This window comes from Pseudomonas mercuritolerans (assembly GCF_025706525.1).
Classification (GTDB): Bacteria; Pseudomonadota; Gammaproteobacteria; order Pseudomonadales; family Pseudomonadaceae; genus Aquipseudomonas; species Aquipseudomonas mercuritolerans.
In genome coordinates this window covers 750,406-768,179 of record NZ_JAMSHA010000001.1, presented here as the reverse complement: position 1 = coordinate 768,179, position 17,774 = coordinate 750,406, and the positions used below count along the sequence as shown (strand labels likewise).

23 protein-coding genes are annotated in these 17,774 nt (G+C 60.1%); all 23 read left to right on the top strand.

Going from position 1 to position 17,774, the window contains the following annotated elements; translation table 11 throughout:
* The first annotated feature begins 54 nt into the window (after positions 1–54).
* The 23 genes from ND528_RS03570 to ND528_RS03460 all read left to right on the top strand — a co-directional run bounded on the left by ND528_RS03570 (position 55) and on the right by ND528_RS03460 (position 17,709).
* On the top strand, positions 55–573 hold the full coding sequence (locus ND528_RS03570; RefSeq protein WP_083352342.1) for a phage regulatory CII family protein: 519 nt from the start codon (positions 55–57) through the stop codon (positions 571–573).
* Complete coding sequence (locus tag ND528_RS03565; RefSeq protein ID WP_263469709.1) at positions 566–796, top strand: TraR/DksA family transcriptional regulator; 231 nt, start codon at positions 566–568, stop codon at positions 794–796. Before ND528_RS03570 ends, ND528_RS03565 begins: the two co-directional genes overlap by 8 nt.
* Complete coding sequence (locus tag ND528_RS03560) at positions 786–3,002, top strand: VapE domain-containing protein (protein WP_263469708.1); 2,217 nt, start codon at positions 786–788, stop codon at positions 3,000–3,002. Before ND528_RS03565 ends, ND528_RS03560 begins: the two co-directional genes overlap by 11 nt.
* Complete coding sequence (locus ND528_RS03555) at positions 2,995–3,354, top strand: PA0613 family protein (RefSeq protein ID WP_083366733.1); 360 nt, start codon at positions 2,995–2,997, stop codon at positions 3,352–3,354. Before ND528_RS03560 ends, ND528_RS03555 begins: the two co-directional genes overlap by 8 nt.
* A 528-nt stretch (positions 3,355–3,882) precedes the next feature.
* The gene (locus tag ND528_RS03550; RefSeq protein WP_122505828.1) at positions 3,883–4,221 is read left to right on the top strand and encodes a phage holin family protein; all 339 of its coding nucleotides are present in this window, start codon (positions 3,883–3,885) and stop codon (positions 4,219–4,221) included.
* Positions 4,222–4,356: 135 nt separating this feature from the next.
* Complete coding sequence (locus ND528_RS03545) at positions 4,357–4,881, top strand: terminase small subunit (protein ID WP_136493850.1); 525 nt, start codon at positions 4,357–4,359, stop codon at positions 4,879–4,881.
* 43 nt (positions 4,882–4,924) lie between these two features.
* Entirely contained in the window at positions 4,925–6,814 is a 1,890-nt protein-coding gene (locus ND528_RS03540) for a phage terminase large subunit family protein (protein ID WP_263469707.1), read from the top strand.
* A 10-nt stretch (positions 6,815–6,824) separates the two neighbouring features.
* Positions 6,825–7,040 (top strand): hypothetical protein, encoded by a 216-nt coding sequence (locus ND528_RS03535; RefSeq protein WP_103305626.1) that lies wholly within the window; start codon positions 6,825–6,827, stop codon positions 7,038–7,040.
* A gap of 2 nt (positions 7,041–7,042) precedes the next feature.
* The gene (locus ND528_RS03530; protein WP_263469706.1) at positions 7,043–8,653 is read left to right on the top strand and encodes a phage portal protein; all 1,611 of its coding nucleotides are present in this window, start codon (positions 7,043–7,045) and stop codon (positions 8,651–8,653) included.
* A gap of 2 nt (positions 8,654–8,655) precedes the next feature.
* Positions 8,656–9,888 (top strand): S49 family peptidase, encoded by a 1,233-nt coding sequence (locus ND528_RS03525; protein WP_263469705.1) that lies wholly within the window; start codon positions 8,656–8,658, stop codon positions 9,886–9,888.
* 12 nt (positions 9,889–9,900) lie between these two features.
* Positions 9,901–10,251 (top strand): head decoration protein, encoded by a 351-nt coding sequence (locus ND528_RS03520; protein WP_122505833.1) that lies wholly within the window; start codon positions 9,901–9,903, stop codon positions 10,249–10,251.
* Positions 10,252–10,264: 13 nt separating this feature from the next.
* Positions 10,265–11,293: a major capsid protein gene (locus tag ND528_RS03515; protein ID WP_263469704.1), complete on the top strand. Its 1,029-nt coding sequence runs from the start codon at positions 10,265–10,267 to the stop codon at positions 11,291–11,293.
* 1 nt (position 11,294) lies between these two features.
* Complete coding sequence (locus ND528_RS03510) at positions 11,295–11,513, top strand: hypothetical protein (protein WP_103305631.1); 219 nt, start codon at positions 11,295–11,297, stop codon at positions 11,511–11,513.
* Positions 11,513–11,827 carry a head-tail joining protein gene (locus ND528_RS03505; RefSeq protein WP_263469703.1) on the top strand — a complete coding sequence of 105 codons (315 nt, stop codon included), beginning with the start codon at positions 11,513–11,515 and terminating at the stop codon, positions 11,825–11,827. Before ND528_RS03510 ends, ND528_RS03505 begins: the two co-directional genes overlap by 1 nt.
* The gene (locus tag ND528_RS03500; RefSeq protein ID WP_263469702.1) at positions 11,824–12,480 is read left to right on the top strand and encodes a hypothetical protein; all 657 of its coding nucleotides are present in this window, start codon (positions 11,824–11,826) and stop codon (positions 12,478–12,480) included. Before ND528_RS03505 ends, ND528_RS03500 begins: the two co-directional genes overlap by 4 nt.
* 1 nt (position 12,481) lies before the next feature.
* Entirely contained in the window at positions 12,482–13,000 is a 519-nt protein-coding gene (locus ND528_RS03495; RefSeq protein WP_263469701.1) for a hypothetical protein, read from the top strand.
* Entirely contained in the window at positions 12,997–13,572 is a 576-nt protein-coding gene (locus ND528_RS03490; RefSeq protein ID WP_263469700.1) for a phage baseplate assembly protein V, read from the top strand. Before ND528_RS03495 ends, ND528_RS03490 begins: the two co-directional genes overlap by 4 nt.
* A 55-nt stretch (positions 13,573–13,627) precedes the next feature.
* The gene (locus ND528_RS03485; RefSeq protein WP_263469699.1) at positions 13,628–13,843 is read left to right on the top strand and encodes a hypothetical protein; all 216 of its coding nucleotides are present in this window, start codon (positions 13,628–13,630) and stop codon (positions 13,841–13,843) included.
* Between the two features lie 5 nt (positions 13,844–13,848).
* A complete protein-coding gene (locus ND528_RS03480; RefSeq protein WP_263469698.1) occupies positions 13,849–14,175 on the top strand; it encodes a GPW/gp25 family protein in 327 nt (108 codons plus the stop codon).
* Positions 14,172–15,059, top strand: a complete 888-nt coding sequence (locus tag ND528_RS03475) for a baseplate assembly protein (RefSeq protein WP_263469697.1) — start codon at positions 14,172–14,174, stop codon at positions 15,057–15,059. The genes ND528_RS03480 and ND528_RS03475 overlap by 4 nt, the downstream gene beginning before the upstream one ends.
* The gene (locus tag ND528_RS03470) at positions 15,056–15,664 is read left to right on the top strand and encodes a phage tail protein I (protein WP_263469696.1); all 609 of its coding nucleotides are present in this window, start codon (positions 15,056–15,058) and stop codon (positions 15,662–15,664) included. The genes ND528_RS03475 and ND528_RS03470 overlap by 4 nt, the downstream gene beginning before the upstream one ends.
* Positions 15,657–17,273, top strand: a complete 1,617-nt coding sequence (locus tag ND528_RS03465; RefSeq protein ID WP_263469695.1) for a phage tail protein — start codon at positions 15,657–15,659, stop codon at positions 17,271–17,273. The genes ND528_RS03470 and ND528_RS03465 overlap by 8 nt, the downstream gene beginning before the upstream one ends.
* A 7-nt stretch (positions 17,274–17,280) precedes the next feature.
* Positions 17,281–17,709 (top strand): phage tail assembly chaperone, encoded by a 429-nt coding sequence (locus tag ND528_RS03460; RefSeq protein ID WP_263469694.1) that lies wholly within the window; start codon positions 17,281–17,283, stop codon positions 17,707–17,709.
* Positions 17,710–17,774 lie beyond the last annotated feature (65 nt).

Sequence of the window (17,774 nt, the reverse complement as noted above, 5' to 3'; positions counted from 1 at the left end):
AATGTATCACCACTGCATGTCGCGCGGCACTGGCAACTTACAAGGATTAATGCCATGAGCCGTATCGCTCTGAGTTCTGTTGAGCGGGCGCAGCGGGAAGTTTTGCCGCTCGATCTCGCGCTTTACCATGCCGCACGGGACTACCCCGGTGGCGCCGCAGCCATCGCCGCCACCACCGGCCGGAATGCGACCACGTTGCAGCACAAGCTTTCCCCAACCCACCCTAGCCACACTGTGAACATTCAAGAGTTCGGCGAGATTCTGGAGCTGACCAAGGATCGCCGCATTCTGGATGCAGTGCATGCCTTGGTCGGTGATACGACTTGGCAGGAGCTGGCTGAGGCGTACACCAATGACATGCCGGAGACGTTGACCACCGGGATTGCCGAGTACTTCCGGCAAGTCGCGGATCTGGCGGATACCTGGGCCAAGAGCATTGGCGACGGGGTGGTTTCCGATGAGGAACTGGCTGCGATTCGCCTGCAAGTGTTTCGTGGGATTCAGGGACTGTTGGGGTTGTTCAACCGCGCCACCTACGTCAATCAGACGACGCGGGGTACTGATCGTGGTTGATATCGTCGACTTCGCTAATGACCTGGTGCAGGAGCGCATTGATCAGGCGCTCGCTGCACGTCTCCTCGCCGCCAAGCCCGCCTTGGCGGCGCATTCGTTTCTGTTCTGTGAAACCTGTGATGGTCCGATCCCAGAGGCGCGCCGTGTGGCGCAGTCCGGTTGTACCCAGTGCGTGGACTGCCTTTCGCTCGCGGAATTGAAAGGGGCACGCCATGCTCGATGAGGTGTTGGGGCAGTTCGCGGATTACGGTCTTGAGCCTGCGCAGCCATTGGTGTTTGGCAAGCTGACGCGGTGCAAGACTTCGCAGGACAAGGGCAAGGAAAAGAACGGCTGGTATGTCGTTCACGAACAGCGCACGGAGAAGAGTGAGACGCTTATCTTCGGTGCGTTCGGTGACTGGCGTTCGGGCGAGTCTCAGAAGATCAAGGTCAAGGCCGGGCGGATGTCGCCTGAAGAGCGAGAGGTTATGCGCGCTCGACAGGAGGAGGCCAAACGCCGCGCGGCAGAGATCTCGGCCAACGCGGCACGTCGTGCGGCGAAGCGCGCAGCGGGGATGTTCAAACGCATGCCGGAGAAGGGCCGTAGCGACTATCTGGACCGCAAGCAGATTGTCGGCTTCGGCGTTCGTTATGCGCCGCGCACCGGTGCTTTTCTGGTACCGATGAACAACGTACGCGACGAGATTATCGGCCTTCAGGTGGTGTTCCCAACCAAGCAAGAGGATACCGGCCGGGACAAGTCCTATTGGCCTTACGGCATGTCGAAGGAGGGCGCTTTCCATCTGATCGGGCCGCACCCGGATCCGGGCGAGCCGGTGCTGGTGTGTGAGGGTTACGCTACCGGCGCAAGCCTGCATATGGCCACGTCATTGACTGTGGCCGTTGCATTCGATGCGGGCAATTTGCTGGTGGTTTGCAAGGCTATGCGCGAGCGTTTCGCCGGTTGCCCGCTGATCATCTGCCGGGACGATGACTGGAAGACCACCAAACCGAATGGCGATGCGTGGAACCCCGGTGAAGAGAAAGCGAACAACGCGGCGCTTATTGTCGGCGGCCAGGTGGTCGCGCCGGTCTTTTCCGGCGAGCGGGAAGCCAAGTGGACCGACTTTAACGATCTGCATGTCTCAGAAGGTTTGGAAGCGGTGCGCCGTCAGGTGCTGGCGGTGGTCAAGCCGCCGGCTGCTGGTGGTTGGAAAGATCTGCTTGCACGTAGCGAGAGCGGCGCGCTGATTGCGCACATGCAGAACGTCGAGTTGATCCTGGCCAACGATGAGCGTTGGGCCGGTGTGATCAGCTACAGCGCGTTCAGCTCGAAGATCGTGAAGCTTCGTGCGGCGCCGTATGGCGGCGGCACGGGTGATTGGGCGGACATTGACGATGTTCGGGTGATGAAGTGGCTCGCGCAGCAGTACAACTTGCGGGTCAAGGTCTCGCATGTGATCGAGGCGGTGAGCGTGGTTGCGCATGACCATGCGTTTCATCCTGTGCGTCAGTACCTGCGCAAGCTGCAGTGGGATCAGGTGCCTCGGCTCGAAAGCTGGCTTACCGACGTCATGGGCGTGAAGGCGACAGATTATTCGGCAAAGGTCGGCAAGCGCTGGATGTTATCGGCGGTGGCGCGTGTGATGAAGCCCGGCTGCAAGGCTGACTCGGTGATGATTCTGGAAGGTGCGCAGGGCGCCGGTAAGTCGACGGCGATGAGCATTCTTGGCGGCGAGTGGTTCATGGACACGCCGTTTGCCCTGGGCGACAAAGACGGCTTTCAGGCGATCCGGGGCAAGTGGATCGTCGAGCTGGGCGAGTTGGACAGCTTCAACAAGGCTGAGAGTACGAAGGCCAAGCAGTTCTTTTCGGCGTCCACTGACACCTACCGCGAGAGCTACGGCCGCAGAACGATGGACGTGCCACGCCAGTGTGTTTTCGTGGGTACCACCAACCAAGACGAGTACCTGAAGGATGCCACCGGCAACCGGCGTTATTGGCCGGTCGCGTGTACCAAGGTGGATCTGGAATTGTTGCGCTCGATGCGCGATCAGCTATGGGCCGAGGCGCTGTTCTGCTACGACGCGGGCGATCTCTGGTGGGTAACGCTGGATGAGGCGGCGATGTTCGGCGAGGAGCAGGACGAGCGTTTCGTTGTGGATGAATGGGAAGGGCCGATTCTGACCTGGCTTGAGGAGTCGCAGATCGGCGAGACCACCACCGGCAGTGACGTGCTCACCAGTGCGTTGAAGTTGGACTTCGGGCATTGGGGCAAACCGGAGCAGATGCGCGTCGGGGCGATCATGCATCGGTTGGGCTGGCGCCGTGTTCGGTTGCCGGCGTTGGCTAAGAGCGGCCAACGGCCCTGGGCTTACAAGAAGCCGACAGGGTGGGGCGGTGCGTCAGCGTTGCAGCGTGAACCGATCGAGGAGCCTTGCTTTGATTAAGGAGATCGATTCGCTGCTCCGGTTGTGGGCGCAGGAGCTGCACTCGGAACATTCAAAAGGGGGGCTGGCTGGGGGAAATATGGTTGCCATGATGATGGAGAGCAATGGGCAGCTGATCAGAGGGCGGCGCGCCTTTCGTGCGCCGCTGGAGAGTTCGTTGGACATCGAGCTGATCGTAACAAAGCACCTCGCCCCGGAGCTGGTGACGGTGGTGCGTGAGCATTACTGCACGCTCGATGTGGATATGCGCTTGCGGTATGCCCACTGCGGTTGTGGCCGCGATACGTACTACCAGCGTTTGCATGACGCGCATCTGCAGATCTATTGGGTGCTGATGGGGGCAGCTGCGTGACCCCAGGTAGCGCTCCGGTTGTGGTTGTCCCACTGGCCCGTCTTGTCTCGCTGCGTTTTGATGCAGTGGGACAGGTGCGGGCCTTGTCGTTATTGGGTTGTCCCACCGTCCCGCTTAGTAGTGCCTCCCGCCCGTGTGAGTGTAGCGGGCGAGCACTACGCGCTTATGCGCGAACGCGTGTTCTTTAAAATTCTTCCTTTACACGAGAAAGAAGAAAGATAAGTAGGACTGTGGGGCGAAGCCCCGAATTCAGGCGCTCTCAGGCGTCCCACTTCGATTCTGAAAAGTGGGACGTATGGGACACCGCCGCAACAACAGAATGCCGTGGTGGTGTATTCGCCGACATTCGCTAGGCATTCACCCTGCGTTACCCACTTATTCACCGGGTGGCATTAAAACAGGGTTGCTGCCACCGGAATCGACCTGTAAAAAGTAGTCATCTTCGATAGGTGCGACCGCAGAGAGCGGCAGGCACCACACCACCAAACCCGGCCATTGCGCCGGGTTTTTTCGTTCATGGGGTAGGCGATGACAAGCGAGCAACAAGCACTGGCAGAAATGCCGATCTGGTTAGTGATCGTCCTGGCTCTGGTCGGCGGCGTATCGGGGGAGATGTGGCGGGCGGACAAGGATGGGGCGCGGGGCTGGGCGTTGTTGCGCAGGCTCGCGCTTCGGTCGGGTGCCTGCATTGTCTGCGGGGTGACGGCGATGATGTTGATGATCGCGGCCGGCATGACGATCTGGACGGCGGGCGCCTTAGGATGCCTCACGGCAATGGCCGGCGCGGATGTGGCCATCGGATTGTACGAACGCTGGGCCGCCAAGCGGCTTGGCCTTTCCGAGTCGGCATCGACCGACCGAACCTGAGAGTCAGGCGCGAGGGTGGGGCGCCGGTTTTTCCGGGTCCTCCCCGAGGGCCGCCCCCTACACGGGTTACGGAACTCGCGGGATCTCTGCAGCTGAGAATTTCACAGGGATGTCCGTCTTTTCAAAGGGTTAGACATGGGAAAGACTGTCAGCAAGGCCGACTTGAGCGAGATCGTCGGTCGCGATGAACGCACCCTGACCCGATGGCAGAACGACGGCATGCCAGTGACCGAGTTCGGCCTCGGTCGGGGCAACGAAAACCAATACGACACCGAAGCCGTGATTCAGTGGCTGATGCACCAAGCCGCACTCAACGGCAAAAAAGAATCTTCCCGCGACCGACTCGACCGAATCCGCGCGGACCGCGAAGAACTCGCTATGGCAAAGGATCTTGGCGAGGTGGTCATCGCTGCCGATCTGATTGAGCGCTTCGAAGCAATGATCACCGCTGCAAAAGTGGAGCTGCTCAACTCTTTCCCCGACGTGCTGGCCGCCGAACTTTCGGCGCGCTACGACGTGGAAGTCGACGAGCAACTGATTCGCGACCCCATTGAAGCCATCCTGAGGAGGCTTTCTGACTATGACAAGGATGATGCCGCGTCAGATGGATATTCTGACGAACCGGACGATACGGAGGGCTTTGAGGAAGACGGCGACTAAAGCGCTGCGCGGCGCTTGCCGCAAATGGGCGCCGCCGCCTCGCATGAGCATTATCGAGTGGGCGGACAAGTACCGCTGGCTCGCACCGGAAGAGGCTGCGCGCCCCGGCAAATATCGCTTTGACGTTACTCCTCACCTGATCTGGCCCGGCGGTCCATTGGAAGCGCTGGATGATCCCGCTGTCAGTGAAATCGTCGGACGCAAGTCGGCGCAGGTGGCATGGACGTCGGGTGTTCTGGGTAACGCTCTGGGCAAGTGGATCGACATTGATCCGTCACCGATTCTGGTTCTGTTTCCCAAGGCCGAAGCGGCCAAGCAGTACGTTGGTGAAAAGCTTGAGCCGATGATCGAAGCCACGCCACGGCTGCGCAAGAAAGTCGACCTGCGAAGCCGCAAGTTGCAGCAGCGACAGGACTTCAAGCGTTTCCCCGGCGGCTTCCTGAAAATGGTGGGTTCAAACAGCCCGGCCAGTGTGAAGTCCACGCCGGTGCCACGCGTTGCCATTGAGGAGCCGGACGACTGCAACCTCAACCTGCGCGGTCAGGGCGACAGTATCAAGCTGGCCAAGGAACGTCTGAAAACGTTTCGCCGTTCGAAGATCATCATCGGCGGTACACCGACCATCAAGGGCTTGTCCGCCATTGATGCGGAGCTGGAACTGTCGGACAAGCGCGTCGGCCTGGTGCCGTGTCACGAATGCGGCCAAGAACACGCGTTGAGCTTCGACAACCTGCACTGCGACGAGGATCCGGAATACCTGCATGAGGTGTACGGCAAGAAGCGGCCGGAGAAAACTTTCTACTCCTGCCCGCACTGCGGTGGAATCTGGGATGACAACCAGAAGAACACCAACCTCAAGCACGGGCGCTGGTCGGCTACAGCAGAATTTCGGGGGATCGCCGGTTACATCCTCAACGAGCTGTACGCGACGTTTTGGGGATCGCGTTTCCAGGTGTTGATGGAGAAAAAGCTCCAGGCCGAACACGCGGCCTCACAAGGCAACATCGGACCGATGATCGCTTTCGTCAACAGCTCCAAGGGCGAAAGCTACGAGTATCAGAGCGATGCACCGAAGACCGATGAGCTGGAAAAACGTGCGGAGCCTTATGCGGAGCTGACAGCGCCGAAAGGTGTCCTGCTGATCACCGTTGGCGTTGACGTCCAAGGCGACCGCCTTGCTCTCACAATCATCGGTTGGGGACGAGGCGAAGAGTCGTGGCGCTTGTACTGGGGTGAGCTTCACGGCAACCCCATCGATCCCCATGACGCCGTTTGGCAAGAACTGGATCGGGTTATTTCCCAACCCATACCGGTCGAAAGCGGTGCGCAACTGGCGGTATCGGCGGTTAGCATCGACAGCTCCGACGGCAACACCAGTGACGCGGTGTATGCCTACGTGCGTGATCGTCAACGCTACAACGTGATGGCGATCAAAGGCGCCTCTATCGACAGTCGCGACAAGGAGATCTTTACCAAGCCGCCGCAATCGGTGGACACCTCACAGGACAACACCAAGGCCGCGAAATATGGCCTGCGGGTTCACATCGTCGGCACACATAAAGCGAAGACGCTCATTGATGGGCGGCTGCGCCTCAAAGGTGCCGGACCGGGGCGCATGCATTGGTACAGCGAGATCCGGTCGGACTACTACGAACAACTCACCAACGAAGTCCTGGCACCGCACCCGCGTAACCCTAGCAAAATGGTTTGGCAAAAGAAGGCGGGCCGTCGCAACGAAGCGCTGGACTGCGAGGTGTATGCCTTGCACGCCGCTCGCAGCCTTAAAACTCACCTGTTACGCGATCACGAATGGGATCAGCTGGAGCAGCAACTGCTGCAGCCAACGCTGTTCAGTACCGAACAACCGGTCGCGCCGGTACCGCGCCGAGCTGTCGCTCGTGGGCGGGGCACCCGCAGTCGCGCGGGCTACTAAGGAAACACACATGACAGACGCACAACAGCGCCTCGCGGAAGTCCGGGCGGCGATCTCTGACGTCCTGAAAAAAGGCCAGCGCCTGCGCCGTGCGGATCGCGAGCTTTATCGCGCTGAGCTGAACAGCTTGCGTCTTCTGGAGCAGCAGTACGCCAGAGAGGTCGCGTTGGAACAGGCTCAACAACAGGGACGTGGCCGCAACCGCGTCTCCTACATGAAGATCTGACTATGGGATTTTTTCGAAAAGACCCGGCCGAGCTGCTGATGCGCGAGGCCATCAAACTCGCCAAATCGGCGAGCGAGTCCAGACCCATTGTTGCCCAAGGCGGAGGGGGTGGAGTTGAGACACGTTGGCGCGGGGCTTCCCGCGTACTGCGCAGCATGGCCAGCTGGATTCCCGGTCTCGGCAGTCCGCGTCGGGATCTCGACCAGAACGAGCGTCGAATGCTGGTTGCTCGGTCGCGAGACGCCATGCGCAATCACTTGATAGCCCGCGCGGCGATCACGCGCTTGCGCACCAACGTTGTAGGGACCGGGCTGGTTTGCCGGTCACAGATCGATCATGACGCATTAGGTCTCGACGAGACGCAGGCTGAGAAAATCAACAATCAGCTTGATCGCTTGTGGTCGCTGTACGCCGATGATCCACGCGAATGCGATGCCGAAGCGACACTCAACCACTACCAGTTACAAGCACTGGTATTGATCTCGTCCATGGTGGGTGGCGACGTGCTGATTGCCAGTCCTGACGATGAGCGCCCCGGCTGCATCTTCAGCACGCGCTTGCAGTTGATCGAATCGGATCGGGTCTGCAATCCAGCCGGGCAACTTGACGGCGCAAACCTCGTGGACGGCGTCGAGTTCGATCGGCTGGGTGCGCCTCTGGCTTATCACGTCTGCACCGGATACCCCAACGAATACACTGCCGGCCAAGCGCTGAAATGGGAGCGTCTGCCAGCCTTTGGCGAGGCGACGGGCCGGCGCCGCGTCATGCACGTTATGGCCGACAAGGAGCGTCCGGGACAGAAGCGCGGGGCGCCTTACCTAGCTCCGGTGCTGGAACCGCTGCAGAAGCTGGAGCGCTACAGCAGCGCCGAGCTGATGGCGGCGGTGATCTCCGCAATGTTCACGGTGTTCATCAAAAAGACCAACGACTTCCAAGTCGGGAATCTCCCGCTGACCGCGTTAGCCAACGAAGGCGACGGTCCCGCAGGTGACACAACGGCTGACGGCGAACTGGCTCTGGGCGAGGGGGCGATCGTTGACCTGGGCCAAGGTGAGGAACCGGTAATCGCCAACCCTGCGCGGCCTAATGCGCAATTCGATCCGTTCTTCACGGCGGTGGTCAAGGAAATCGGCGCCGCTTTGGAGCAACCGATGGAAGAGCTGTTGCTGCACTACAGCAGCAGCTATAGCGCAGCCCGTGCGGCGATGTTGCAGGCGTGGCGCTTTTACAGCTTGCGCCGCTGGTGGTTGATCTGTGACTTCTGCCAACCCAGTCGGGAATTGCTGATTGATGAGGCGGTGGCCCGTGGATTGATCAGCCTGCCGGGTTATGCGGACCCGGCGAAACGCAAAGCCTACTGCCAGGCCATCTGGATCGGCCCCGCCCGGGGCGCCATTGATGAGCTGAAGGAAGCCAACGCTGCTGGTAAGCGCATCGAGATCGGCGTCAGCAACGAAACGCTGGAAACCGCCGCAATGACCGGCGAGCCGTGGCAACAGGTCTACCGGCAACGTGTGCGTGAGGTCACCCAGCGTCGCAACGATGGTCTGCACGTTTTACCCAAAGGGCGGGAGCAGGAAACACCGCCGTCCGCCAACCCCAACGAGGAATAACCATGCCCCGCGCATTCGAGCTGGCTGCATCGCAGCCGTGGCTGATGCTGCCCGGCGCCCTGGATAACTTGCTGACCATTGCAGACCGCATGGGTGATCCGGCAGCGCTGGAAACACGCACTGGCATGCGGCTGGATAACAGCCGCACTGTCAGCGTACGCAATGGTGTGGCGATCATCCCGGTAGTCGGTCCGGTGTTTCGCTATGCCAACCTTTTCACCGAGATCAGCGGTGCGACCAGCACTCAGGTCCTGGCCACCGACCTGCAGGCTGCGCTCGATGATCCCAAGATCAGCGCGATCATCCTCAACGTCGATAGCCCAGGGGGCGTTGCCGCCGGCATCAACGAACTGGCTGACCAGATCCATGCGGCCCGTGACCGTAAACGCATCGTTGCCTACATCGGCGGCACTGGTGCAAGCGCGGCCTATTGGATTGCGTCAGCTGCCAGCGAAATCGTCATCGACGAAACGGCGCTCGCCGGGAGTATCGGTGTGGTCGTTGAAGCCGTAGTCGGTGGCGAGGAAGCCAACGGCCGTAAGCGCTACCAGATCGTCAGCCGTAATGCCCCGAACAAGCGCGTGGATCTCTCTACAGAAGAGGGGCGGGCCAAGGTCGGCGAAACAGTCGATGCCATGGGCGATGTGTTCGTCGCCAAGGTGGCCCGCAACCTGGGCGTGGAGCCGGAGCGTGTCCCAGAGATGGGCGACTTCGGCGGCCTTCGTGTTGGCGCCGCAGCTGTCGAGTCCGGCTTGGCCCACCGTCTGGGGTCCCTTGAAACATTGATTACCGAACTGGCCAAACCGGCCGCCACTCAACCGAGGAAATACAACATGACCACCGTCAGCAGCACGGCGGAGTTGCGTGAGGCGCTGGCCGCCGGCACGGATCCGCAAACCATCGAAATCGCTCAGGCCAGTCAGCCGGATCTCGAAAGCATCCGCACCCAAAGTCGCGAGGAGGGCGCTACTGCAGAGCGGCAACGCATCACCGGCATCAATGCCATGGCCAGCAAGGGTTTCGAAACTGAAATCTCCGCTGCCATTGAAGCAGGCACCACGGTTGAAGCCACAGCGCTACAGCTGTTCAAGGCAGCGCAGGATCGCGGCATTTCTCTGAGCGCCATCAAGGCCGACGCCACTGGTGCATCGACGTCCACTCCGACGGGCGATGCCGCTCAGGGTGAGCGCAAGGCCGTCGTAAACGCCATTGTCGAGGGCGCCTCGCGCCGCTGATTGGAGAACTTCATGAGCAACCCAGAACGCCAAACCTATGTCCCTGACCAACTGTCCGCCGGTGCCTTCCCGGTGATGATCGACACCGCCGTGATCGCTTCCGGCCAGAAGCTCAGTCGAGGCGCTGTCCTTGGGCAAGTAACGGCCAGCGGTGAATACGTGCTGTGCAAAGCTGCAGCGACCGATGGCTCCGAAGCTCCAGTGGCTGTACTGGATCAGTCCACTGATACGACCTCAGGCGCGCAGGTAGCGCCCATCCGCCTGACCGGTGAAGTGCTGGCCAGTCAACTCACTCTCGGCGAGGGATTTACTTTGGCGCAGGCAAAAGCTGCGCTGCGTTCCCTGTGCCTGTTCGTTCGTTAATTCGGAGTCTTTGATGGATATTTTTGATACCCGCACCATGCTTGAAGCGGTCGAGCAGATGCCAACCGCGCGGCGCTTTTTGCTGAACACTTTTTTCAACGGTGGCAGTCCTGTCACGTTCCCGACCAAAACCGTGGACATCGACATCATCAAAGGCAAACGCAAAATGGCGCCGTTTGTTAATCCTCGCCTGCCGGGCAGTGTGTCGTTGCGTGAAGGCTATACCACCAGCACCTACAGCCCGCCGTACATTCAACCCAAGCGCGAAACCACCGCCGAGCTGGTGCTCAAGCGTTCGGCCGGCGACAACCCGTTTTCCTCGCGTACTCCGCTGGAGCGTGCCGGGCAATTGCTCGGTAAGGACCTGCGGGATCTGGACGACGAAATTATCCGCCGGGAAGAGTGGATGTGCGCCCAGGCACTCACCACGGGGAAGGTTCGCGTCGTAGGAGAGGGGGTGGATGACACCATCGACTTCCTGATGGCCAGCGATCACAAGATCAGCCTGGGCAGCGGTCAGTGGGGCACCGAAGACGGCGACCCGATTGCCAATCTTCGTAGTTGGAAGCGCAAGATCGCCAAGGATTCCGGCCGCACGGCGAACACCGTAGCCATGAGCGGCGAAGCGCTGGATGCATTTCAATCCAGCTCAGCGGTGATGAAACAACTCAACACTCGCCGCGTTGACATGGGCTTGATCAAGCCAGAGGAACTGCCAGACGGCGTGACTTACCTGGGCTATCTGAATGATCCCGGCGTTGACCTTTACGGTTACGACGAGTGGTATCTGGACGACGAGGATGACGAGCAGCCAATGATTCCGGCAGGTGGCTTGATTCTCGGCTCGACGTCCACGCGCAACGCCATGCTGTACGGGGCGATTCAAGATCTGGAAGCCGTGGAAAGCGGCTTGGTCGAAGCGGCGCGCTTCCCGAAGAGCTGGGTGACCCAAGAGCCGAGCGCTCGTTGGCTGAAGCTGCAGAGTGCGGCATTGGCTGGCCTGCTCGAACCGGATGCGTTCATTTACGCCAAGGTGGTGTGACATGGCCAAGAAAGCCGATTTTCTGGTGATCGACGGTTGCGTGCAGGATGGCCGCGTCGTTGTTGTGAAGGGCGAGCCTTACAGTCCGCCAAGTAAAGGGATTGAGGAGGCGTTACTCGCCGAAGGGCGTATCGCTCCGCTCAAGGACCCCCGAGCCCAAGAACTGCTGCGCCAGAAATCGGGCGTTGCCAATGAGGACGACGACAGCGGCGGTGAGTGATGGGCTTTCGCGAATTGAGCGACGACATGGACGCCCTGGTGCTGGATGGCTTGGGCGACATGGCAACGGTCGGCGGTCGAGAGATCGCCGGTTTCTTTTCCGCGCCATGGCTGCAGCCACGCATGGGGCGGATAAATACGGCCTTGCGCGAGCCGCAGTTTGAGATCCGTGCCATCGATGCGGATGGCATCGAATCGGGGCAACTGGTTTCCATTGATCTATCGGTGCAAGACGGCGGTGGCCAATATGACCTTGTCCAACTTGAGCCAGATGGTACTGGTTGGGTGACTTTGATCCTGAGGATGCGGGCATGAGTATTGGCAGTTACTACAGTTCCTCGGCCAGTGGCGGGATGCTGACCATTCAGTCTTCGGCTGCAGATCTACAAGCTTTCGAGGACTTCGCCAAGTTGGTGCCAAAAGCGGCCGCTGTCGCTCAACGTCGTGCGATCAACAAAACATTAGGTTGGTTGCGCACTCACATCGCACGGGCAGTTGGCCGGGAGGAACGAATTGCTGTCGCTGCTGTGCGTCAGCGCTTGCGCAGCTATCCGGTCGCAGGCAGGGCAGCAAGCGGCAAGTTGTGGTTCGGTCTGAATGCTATTGAATCCAGCCGGATCGGTCGGGCGCGGCAAAACGGAAAAGGCGTGTCCGTGGCGGGACGGCGGTATCAAGGCGCTTTCCTCAAACAGGTTTATGGGAATAAGGCCGATATCTGGATTCGTACCGCGAGTAAGCATTTCAGTTCAGACGACTATCCCGATGCGACGGTGTCATCCAGTCGTGGTGCCAGCTCGGGTTGGATCGCAGAAAACGACAGTCGCTTTCCGCTGGCCAAGGCCAAAGTGTCGCTTGAGCATGCCCGTCCGCATTTCGACGAGTGGGTTAAACGCGCCCATGCGCGCTTGCTGGAGATCCTGCAGCAAGAACTCAATTTCGAGTTCCAGAAGTACCTGAAGGGGGCGTGAAATGTCTGAAGATCGCTTTACGCTTGATGAGCTTTATCGGGCGATCGAACTGCATCTGGTAAATCATCTGCCAGGCGTCAAAGCTGTTACGGCATGGCCCGACGTGAAGGATCGCATCGCGCTGCCTGCGGTGTTCCTTGAAATGGTGGAGATGGAGCCCGGTACCGACATCGGCACCGGCGAGACGACGCTCGTCTGCAGGTTTGAGGCTCGGATCATCGTTGACCCGATTCGTCCCCGACATTGCCAGCAGGCCGCGCAGTTGGCTGCTCAAATGGCGGTGCTGCTGCGCATGCAGACCTGGGGGGTAGCCGTCCAGCCCGCCGAATTTGTGCAGGCCATGCAGGACTGGACCAAGCCAGAACTGGATGGCTACACGGTCTGGGTGGTTGAGTGGACCCATACACTTTATCTAGGGACTGAAGACTGGCCATGGCCAGACGAGCCCCCGGGTTCGCTGATGTTCGGTTTCAACGACGACAAGGAGCCGGAGTTTTTCCCGCCGGAGAGCCTGCCGTGAGTTATTCAGGCGGTGAGCATGACCGCATGATTGCGGCCATGCTGATGCCCTGTGCGGTCGTGGGGGTTGATCTGGCCGCCGGTGCGGTTCGGGTATCGAATGGCGAGTGGACGAGCGCCTGGGTGCGCTGGCACAGCCTCGCGGCCGGCAAGGCGCGGCACTGGCGATCGCCGAGCCTGGGCGAGCAGGGGGTTTTGTTCAACCCCAGCGGGCAAGCGGGCATAGGGACGTTTATCCCGGGGCTGTACGGCAATGCCGGCGCCCAGCCGGACAATCGCGATCACGTCGAGGTCTGGCGGTTTGATGATGGGGGTTCACTGGTCTACGACTGGGAGGCAAGCAGCTACACGATCACCGTGCCTAGCGGGACCGTGACTTTCAAGGTCGGCGGAACAGAACTGGTCGTTACGGATAACGCGGTGACGGTGAAGTCTGGAACGGTCGACCTCGAGGCCGCTGTGAACATCAAAGGACCGGTCAACATCGACGGGCCGTTACACGTAACGGGCAACATCGACGGCGACGCGAACATCATGGCCGCCGGCAATAGCGATAATCACCACAAGCATTGATCAATCAACCATGCAGCCCGCCAAGTGCGGGCTTTTTTTTGTCTGGAGGAAACCCATGGCCAAGGCCACTGCAACACCCAGCGCTGATGCGTCGACGTCGACGGATCTGCGTTTGACCTTTCGCGATACGGTCTTTACCTCGCGCACCCTGTGCATCCCTGGGACCAATCGCACGCTCGACGTGGTCAAGGCCTCGGTCGACGTCTCGGCGTCCGATGAACAGGCTGTGACGTTCCTGAAATCCCATCCCGAACTTGAAGCCCAGGAGTAACGCAGATGATCGGAATGGATCGCCAGACCGGCCAGCCCATTACCGGCATCGACAGCGTTATTCAGTCCATCGGCGACATTCTCTGCACCCCGTTGGGCAGTCGCCGGGAGCGGCCCGACTACGGCAGCAAGCTACGCACTTATGTGGATCTGCCGGTTAACGCCGGCTGGATCAGTTCGGTGCAGGCTGAGGCCGCGCGGGCGCTCGGCCGCTGGGAGCCGCGCGTGAAGCTCAAGAGCGTCAAGGTGCTGTCTGTGCTGGGCGGGAAAATCAATTTGGGCGTTGCCGGCGAGTACCTGGGCGACGACTTTCTGGCCGAGGTGAGCGCATGAGTATCTTGGATCTATCCGCGCTGCCGGCGCCGGACGTGCTGGAGCCGCTGGACTTCGAAGAAACCTATGAAGACAGCTTGAGCATGTTTCGCGGGAGCATGGGCGACAACTGGACGGCCAACCTTGAATCAGATCCGGTGGTCAAGCTGCTGGAGGTCGGGGCCTATAACAAGCTCGGCAACCGTGCCAGGGTCAACGACGGGGCCAAGGCGCTGCTGCTGGCCTACGCGATCAAAAGTGACCTCGATCAGCTTGGCGGCAACGTCAATCTGCCGCGCCTGGTGATTCAGGCCGAGGATCTGACGGCTACGCCGCCAGTGCCTGAAGTGCTGGAAGAGGACGACCCTTACCGGGAACGCATTCAACTGGCTTATGAGGGCCTGACCACGGCGGGGCCGCGTAACAGCTACATCCTGCACACGCGTAATGCCTCGGGTCTGGTGGCCGACGCCTCGGCCGAAAGTCCGGCGCCTTGCCACGTTACGGTAACGGTGCTGAGCACTGAGGAGAAGGGCGAGGCTAGCGCCGAGTTATTGGACGTCGTCCGGCTGGCTCTGGATGACGAGGACACCCGGCCGGTCGCCGATCGGGTCACGGTGCAAAGCGCGGAAATTCTTGAGTACCGGATAGACGCCATCCTGCACATGAGCAGCGCCGGCCCGGAGGGGGACGCCAGTCTGGCAGAGGCGAAACGCCGCCTTGCCGCGTGGATCAATCCACGCAAGCGGCTGGGCGTTGAGGTGGCGCGCTCGGCTGTGGACGCTCAATTGCACATTGCCGGCGTTTCCCGGGTCGAGTTGGTGGGCTGGCAGGATCTGGCGCCTACCAAGGCGCAGGCGGCGTGGTGCACCGGCTACGACGTGACGATGGCGGGTGCAACATGAAAAGCCTGCTGCCGAGCAATAGCACGCCTCTGGAGCGGGCAATCGAGGCGGCTTTCTACGATCGCACGATTGTCCCGCTGCGCACCCTGTACAACCCCGACACCTGCCCGGTCGAGCTGCTGCCGCATCTGGCATGGGCATGGTCAGTCGATCGCTGGGATTATCGATGGTCTGAGGCGACCAAGCGCGCGGCCATCAAGGCGTCTTTCTACATCCACAAACACAAGGGCACGATCGGGGCGCTGCGCCGCGTGGTCGAGCCGCTGGGCTATCTGATCGAGATTGTCGAGTGGTTCAAGACCGTGCCCGAGGGCGTGCCGGGCACCTTCGCACTGAAGGTCGGGGTTCTCGATACCGGCATCACCGAAGAAATGTATCAGGAGCTTGAGCGCCTGATTGACGACGCCAAGCCCGTCACCCGGCACCTGACCGGGCTGGCGATCAGCTTGGAAACTCAAGGCAATTTGAATATCGCCATGTCCGTCTACGAAGGCGACGAAATCGACGTTTACCCGCCCGTCATGCGTGACATTGAGGTCACTGGCAGCTTTGGCGTGGTCGGCCGCGAACACACCATAGACACCCTGGACGTTTATCATGATTGATGCGAATTCACAGTTTTTCGCGATCCTTACCAATGTGGGGATGGCCAAACAGGCGAACGCCGACGCGCTCGGCATTCCCTGGCTGATCACGCAAATGGGCGTGGGGGATGCCAACCCGAACGGGCTGGCCGATCCTCCCAATCCGGTGCCGTCGGCCAGTCAAACCAAGCTGCTCAACGAGTGGCGCCGCAAGCCGCTCAACCAATTGAAGATTGACCCGGTTAACCCGGCGGTGATCATCGCCGAGCAGATCATCCCGGCCGACGAGGGCGGAAAGTGGATTCGCGAAATCGGGCTCTACGATGCGGACGGCGATCTGGTGGCGGTGGCCAACTGCGCGCCAAGCTTCAAACCGATGCTGTCGCAAGGATCGGGCCGCACGCAAATCGTGCGGATGAATTTCATTGTCACCAGTACCGGCAACATTCAGCTCAAGATTGACCCTGCGATCGTGCTGGCCTCGCGTGCCTACGTCGACACGGCCATTTTGGAAGTGCTGCCGAAGAACAAGACGCCGGGCGAATTCACGCGGGTTAAGGTCAACGATCGCGGGATTGTCGTATCGGGTGATAACCCGGAAACGCTCGCCGCCATGGGTATCAAGGACAGTTACACCAAGATCGAAATCGAGGCGATGATTGCCCAGGCCTCGGCGCTACCTGTAGGCGCCACGGTGGCATTTCCGCTCGACAAGGTGGCGCCCGGGTTCCTGGAGCTGGACGGCAGCGTTAAAAGCATTGCGGTCTACCCCGATCTGGCTGCGTTCCTCGGTACGGCCTTCAACAAAGGCGACGAGGGCGCCGGCAACTTCCGTCTGCCGGATTCGCGCGGCGAGTTTCTGCGTGGTTGGGATCATGGGCGCGGTGTAGATGCTGGCCGTGCAATTGGTAGCAGTCAGCTTGATGCCTTGCAGAACATTACCGGCCAATATGCTGCTAACAACGGCGTACAGCTCGCGGCTACAGGAACGGTGTTAGGCGCTTTCATCGCGACGGCGAATGGCGGGACACAGCTTCCGAACGGAACTGCCTCATCCGGCGTAATCAATATGTCTTTTGACGCCTCCAGGGTGGCGCGAACTGCTGACGAGACGCGCGGCCGTAACTTGGCGGTAATGTGGTGTATTAAGGCGTGGAACGCACCAATCAATCAGGGAAATATTGACGTTGCTGCACTCGCGGCTCTAGCGACGCAGGCCACGGAAATAAAGCTGGGTACAGCGAAGATCGCCACGCAGGTGCAGGCCGATGCGGGCACCGATGACGCTACGATCGTGACGCCGAAGAAGCTGCGCTGGGGATTCTCGATTCTGAAAGGTCAAAATGGCTATATCGTCTTCCCGTCATGGCTGGGTGGCGTAATCATTCAGTGGTTGACCAACAACACAGGGCAAATTTCCCAAGGGTTTGCCGAAGATGTTACCGGTCCCTGGACGCTAGCATTCCCGAATGCGTGCTGGCATGTGATCGGCAGTACGGGCAAGTCAAATAATGGTAATGGCTTCGCAACCTGCCGTATTGATAACTTCACACTGCTCAGTGTCAGCTCTAGCACCTATGCCCACATTACCGGCTGGGTGGCTCGTAAAATATTTGCCATCGGAAATTGAGGCCAACATGAAGCGCTATTACAGCCAAACCACCGGATGCACTTATTTGCATGGGCTTCATACTTCGATGCCAGCGGACGCGGTCGAAATTTCTGATGCTTTGTGCGAATTGGTTATCAGCAATCCTCCGCCCGGTAAGATCCGAGCGCACGACGAGAAGGGTTTGCCCTATCTAATCGACGCTCCTGCTCCTGTGGATGATCTGGAGTCTCTGGAGCGAGCATGGCGCGACGGAGAGCTGTCTGCGGTGCTGTGGATGCGCGAGCGCCACCGTGACCAGCTCGAAATTTCCGAGGTAACCACGCTGACGGCGGAGCAATTCAACGATCTGCTGGTTTACATGCAGGCCCTGCGTGACTGGCCGCAATCGCCCGATTTTCCGGCGGTAGAAAATCGTCCAATTGCGCCGGACTGGATCGCCGGCCAAACCCAATAAACGCCCCGCACTGACGGGGCGTTTTCTTTTCCGTTACGCGTAACACGAACACCCTCACAGCCTCG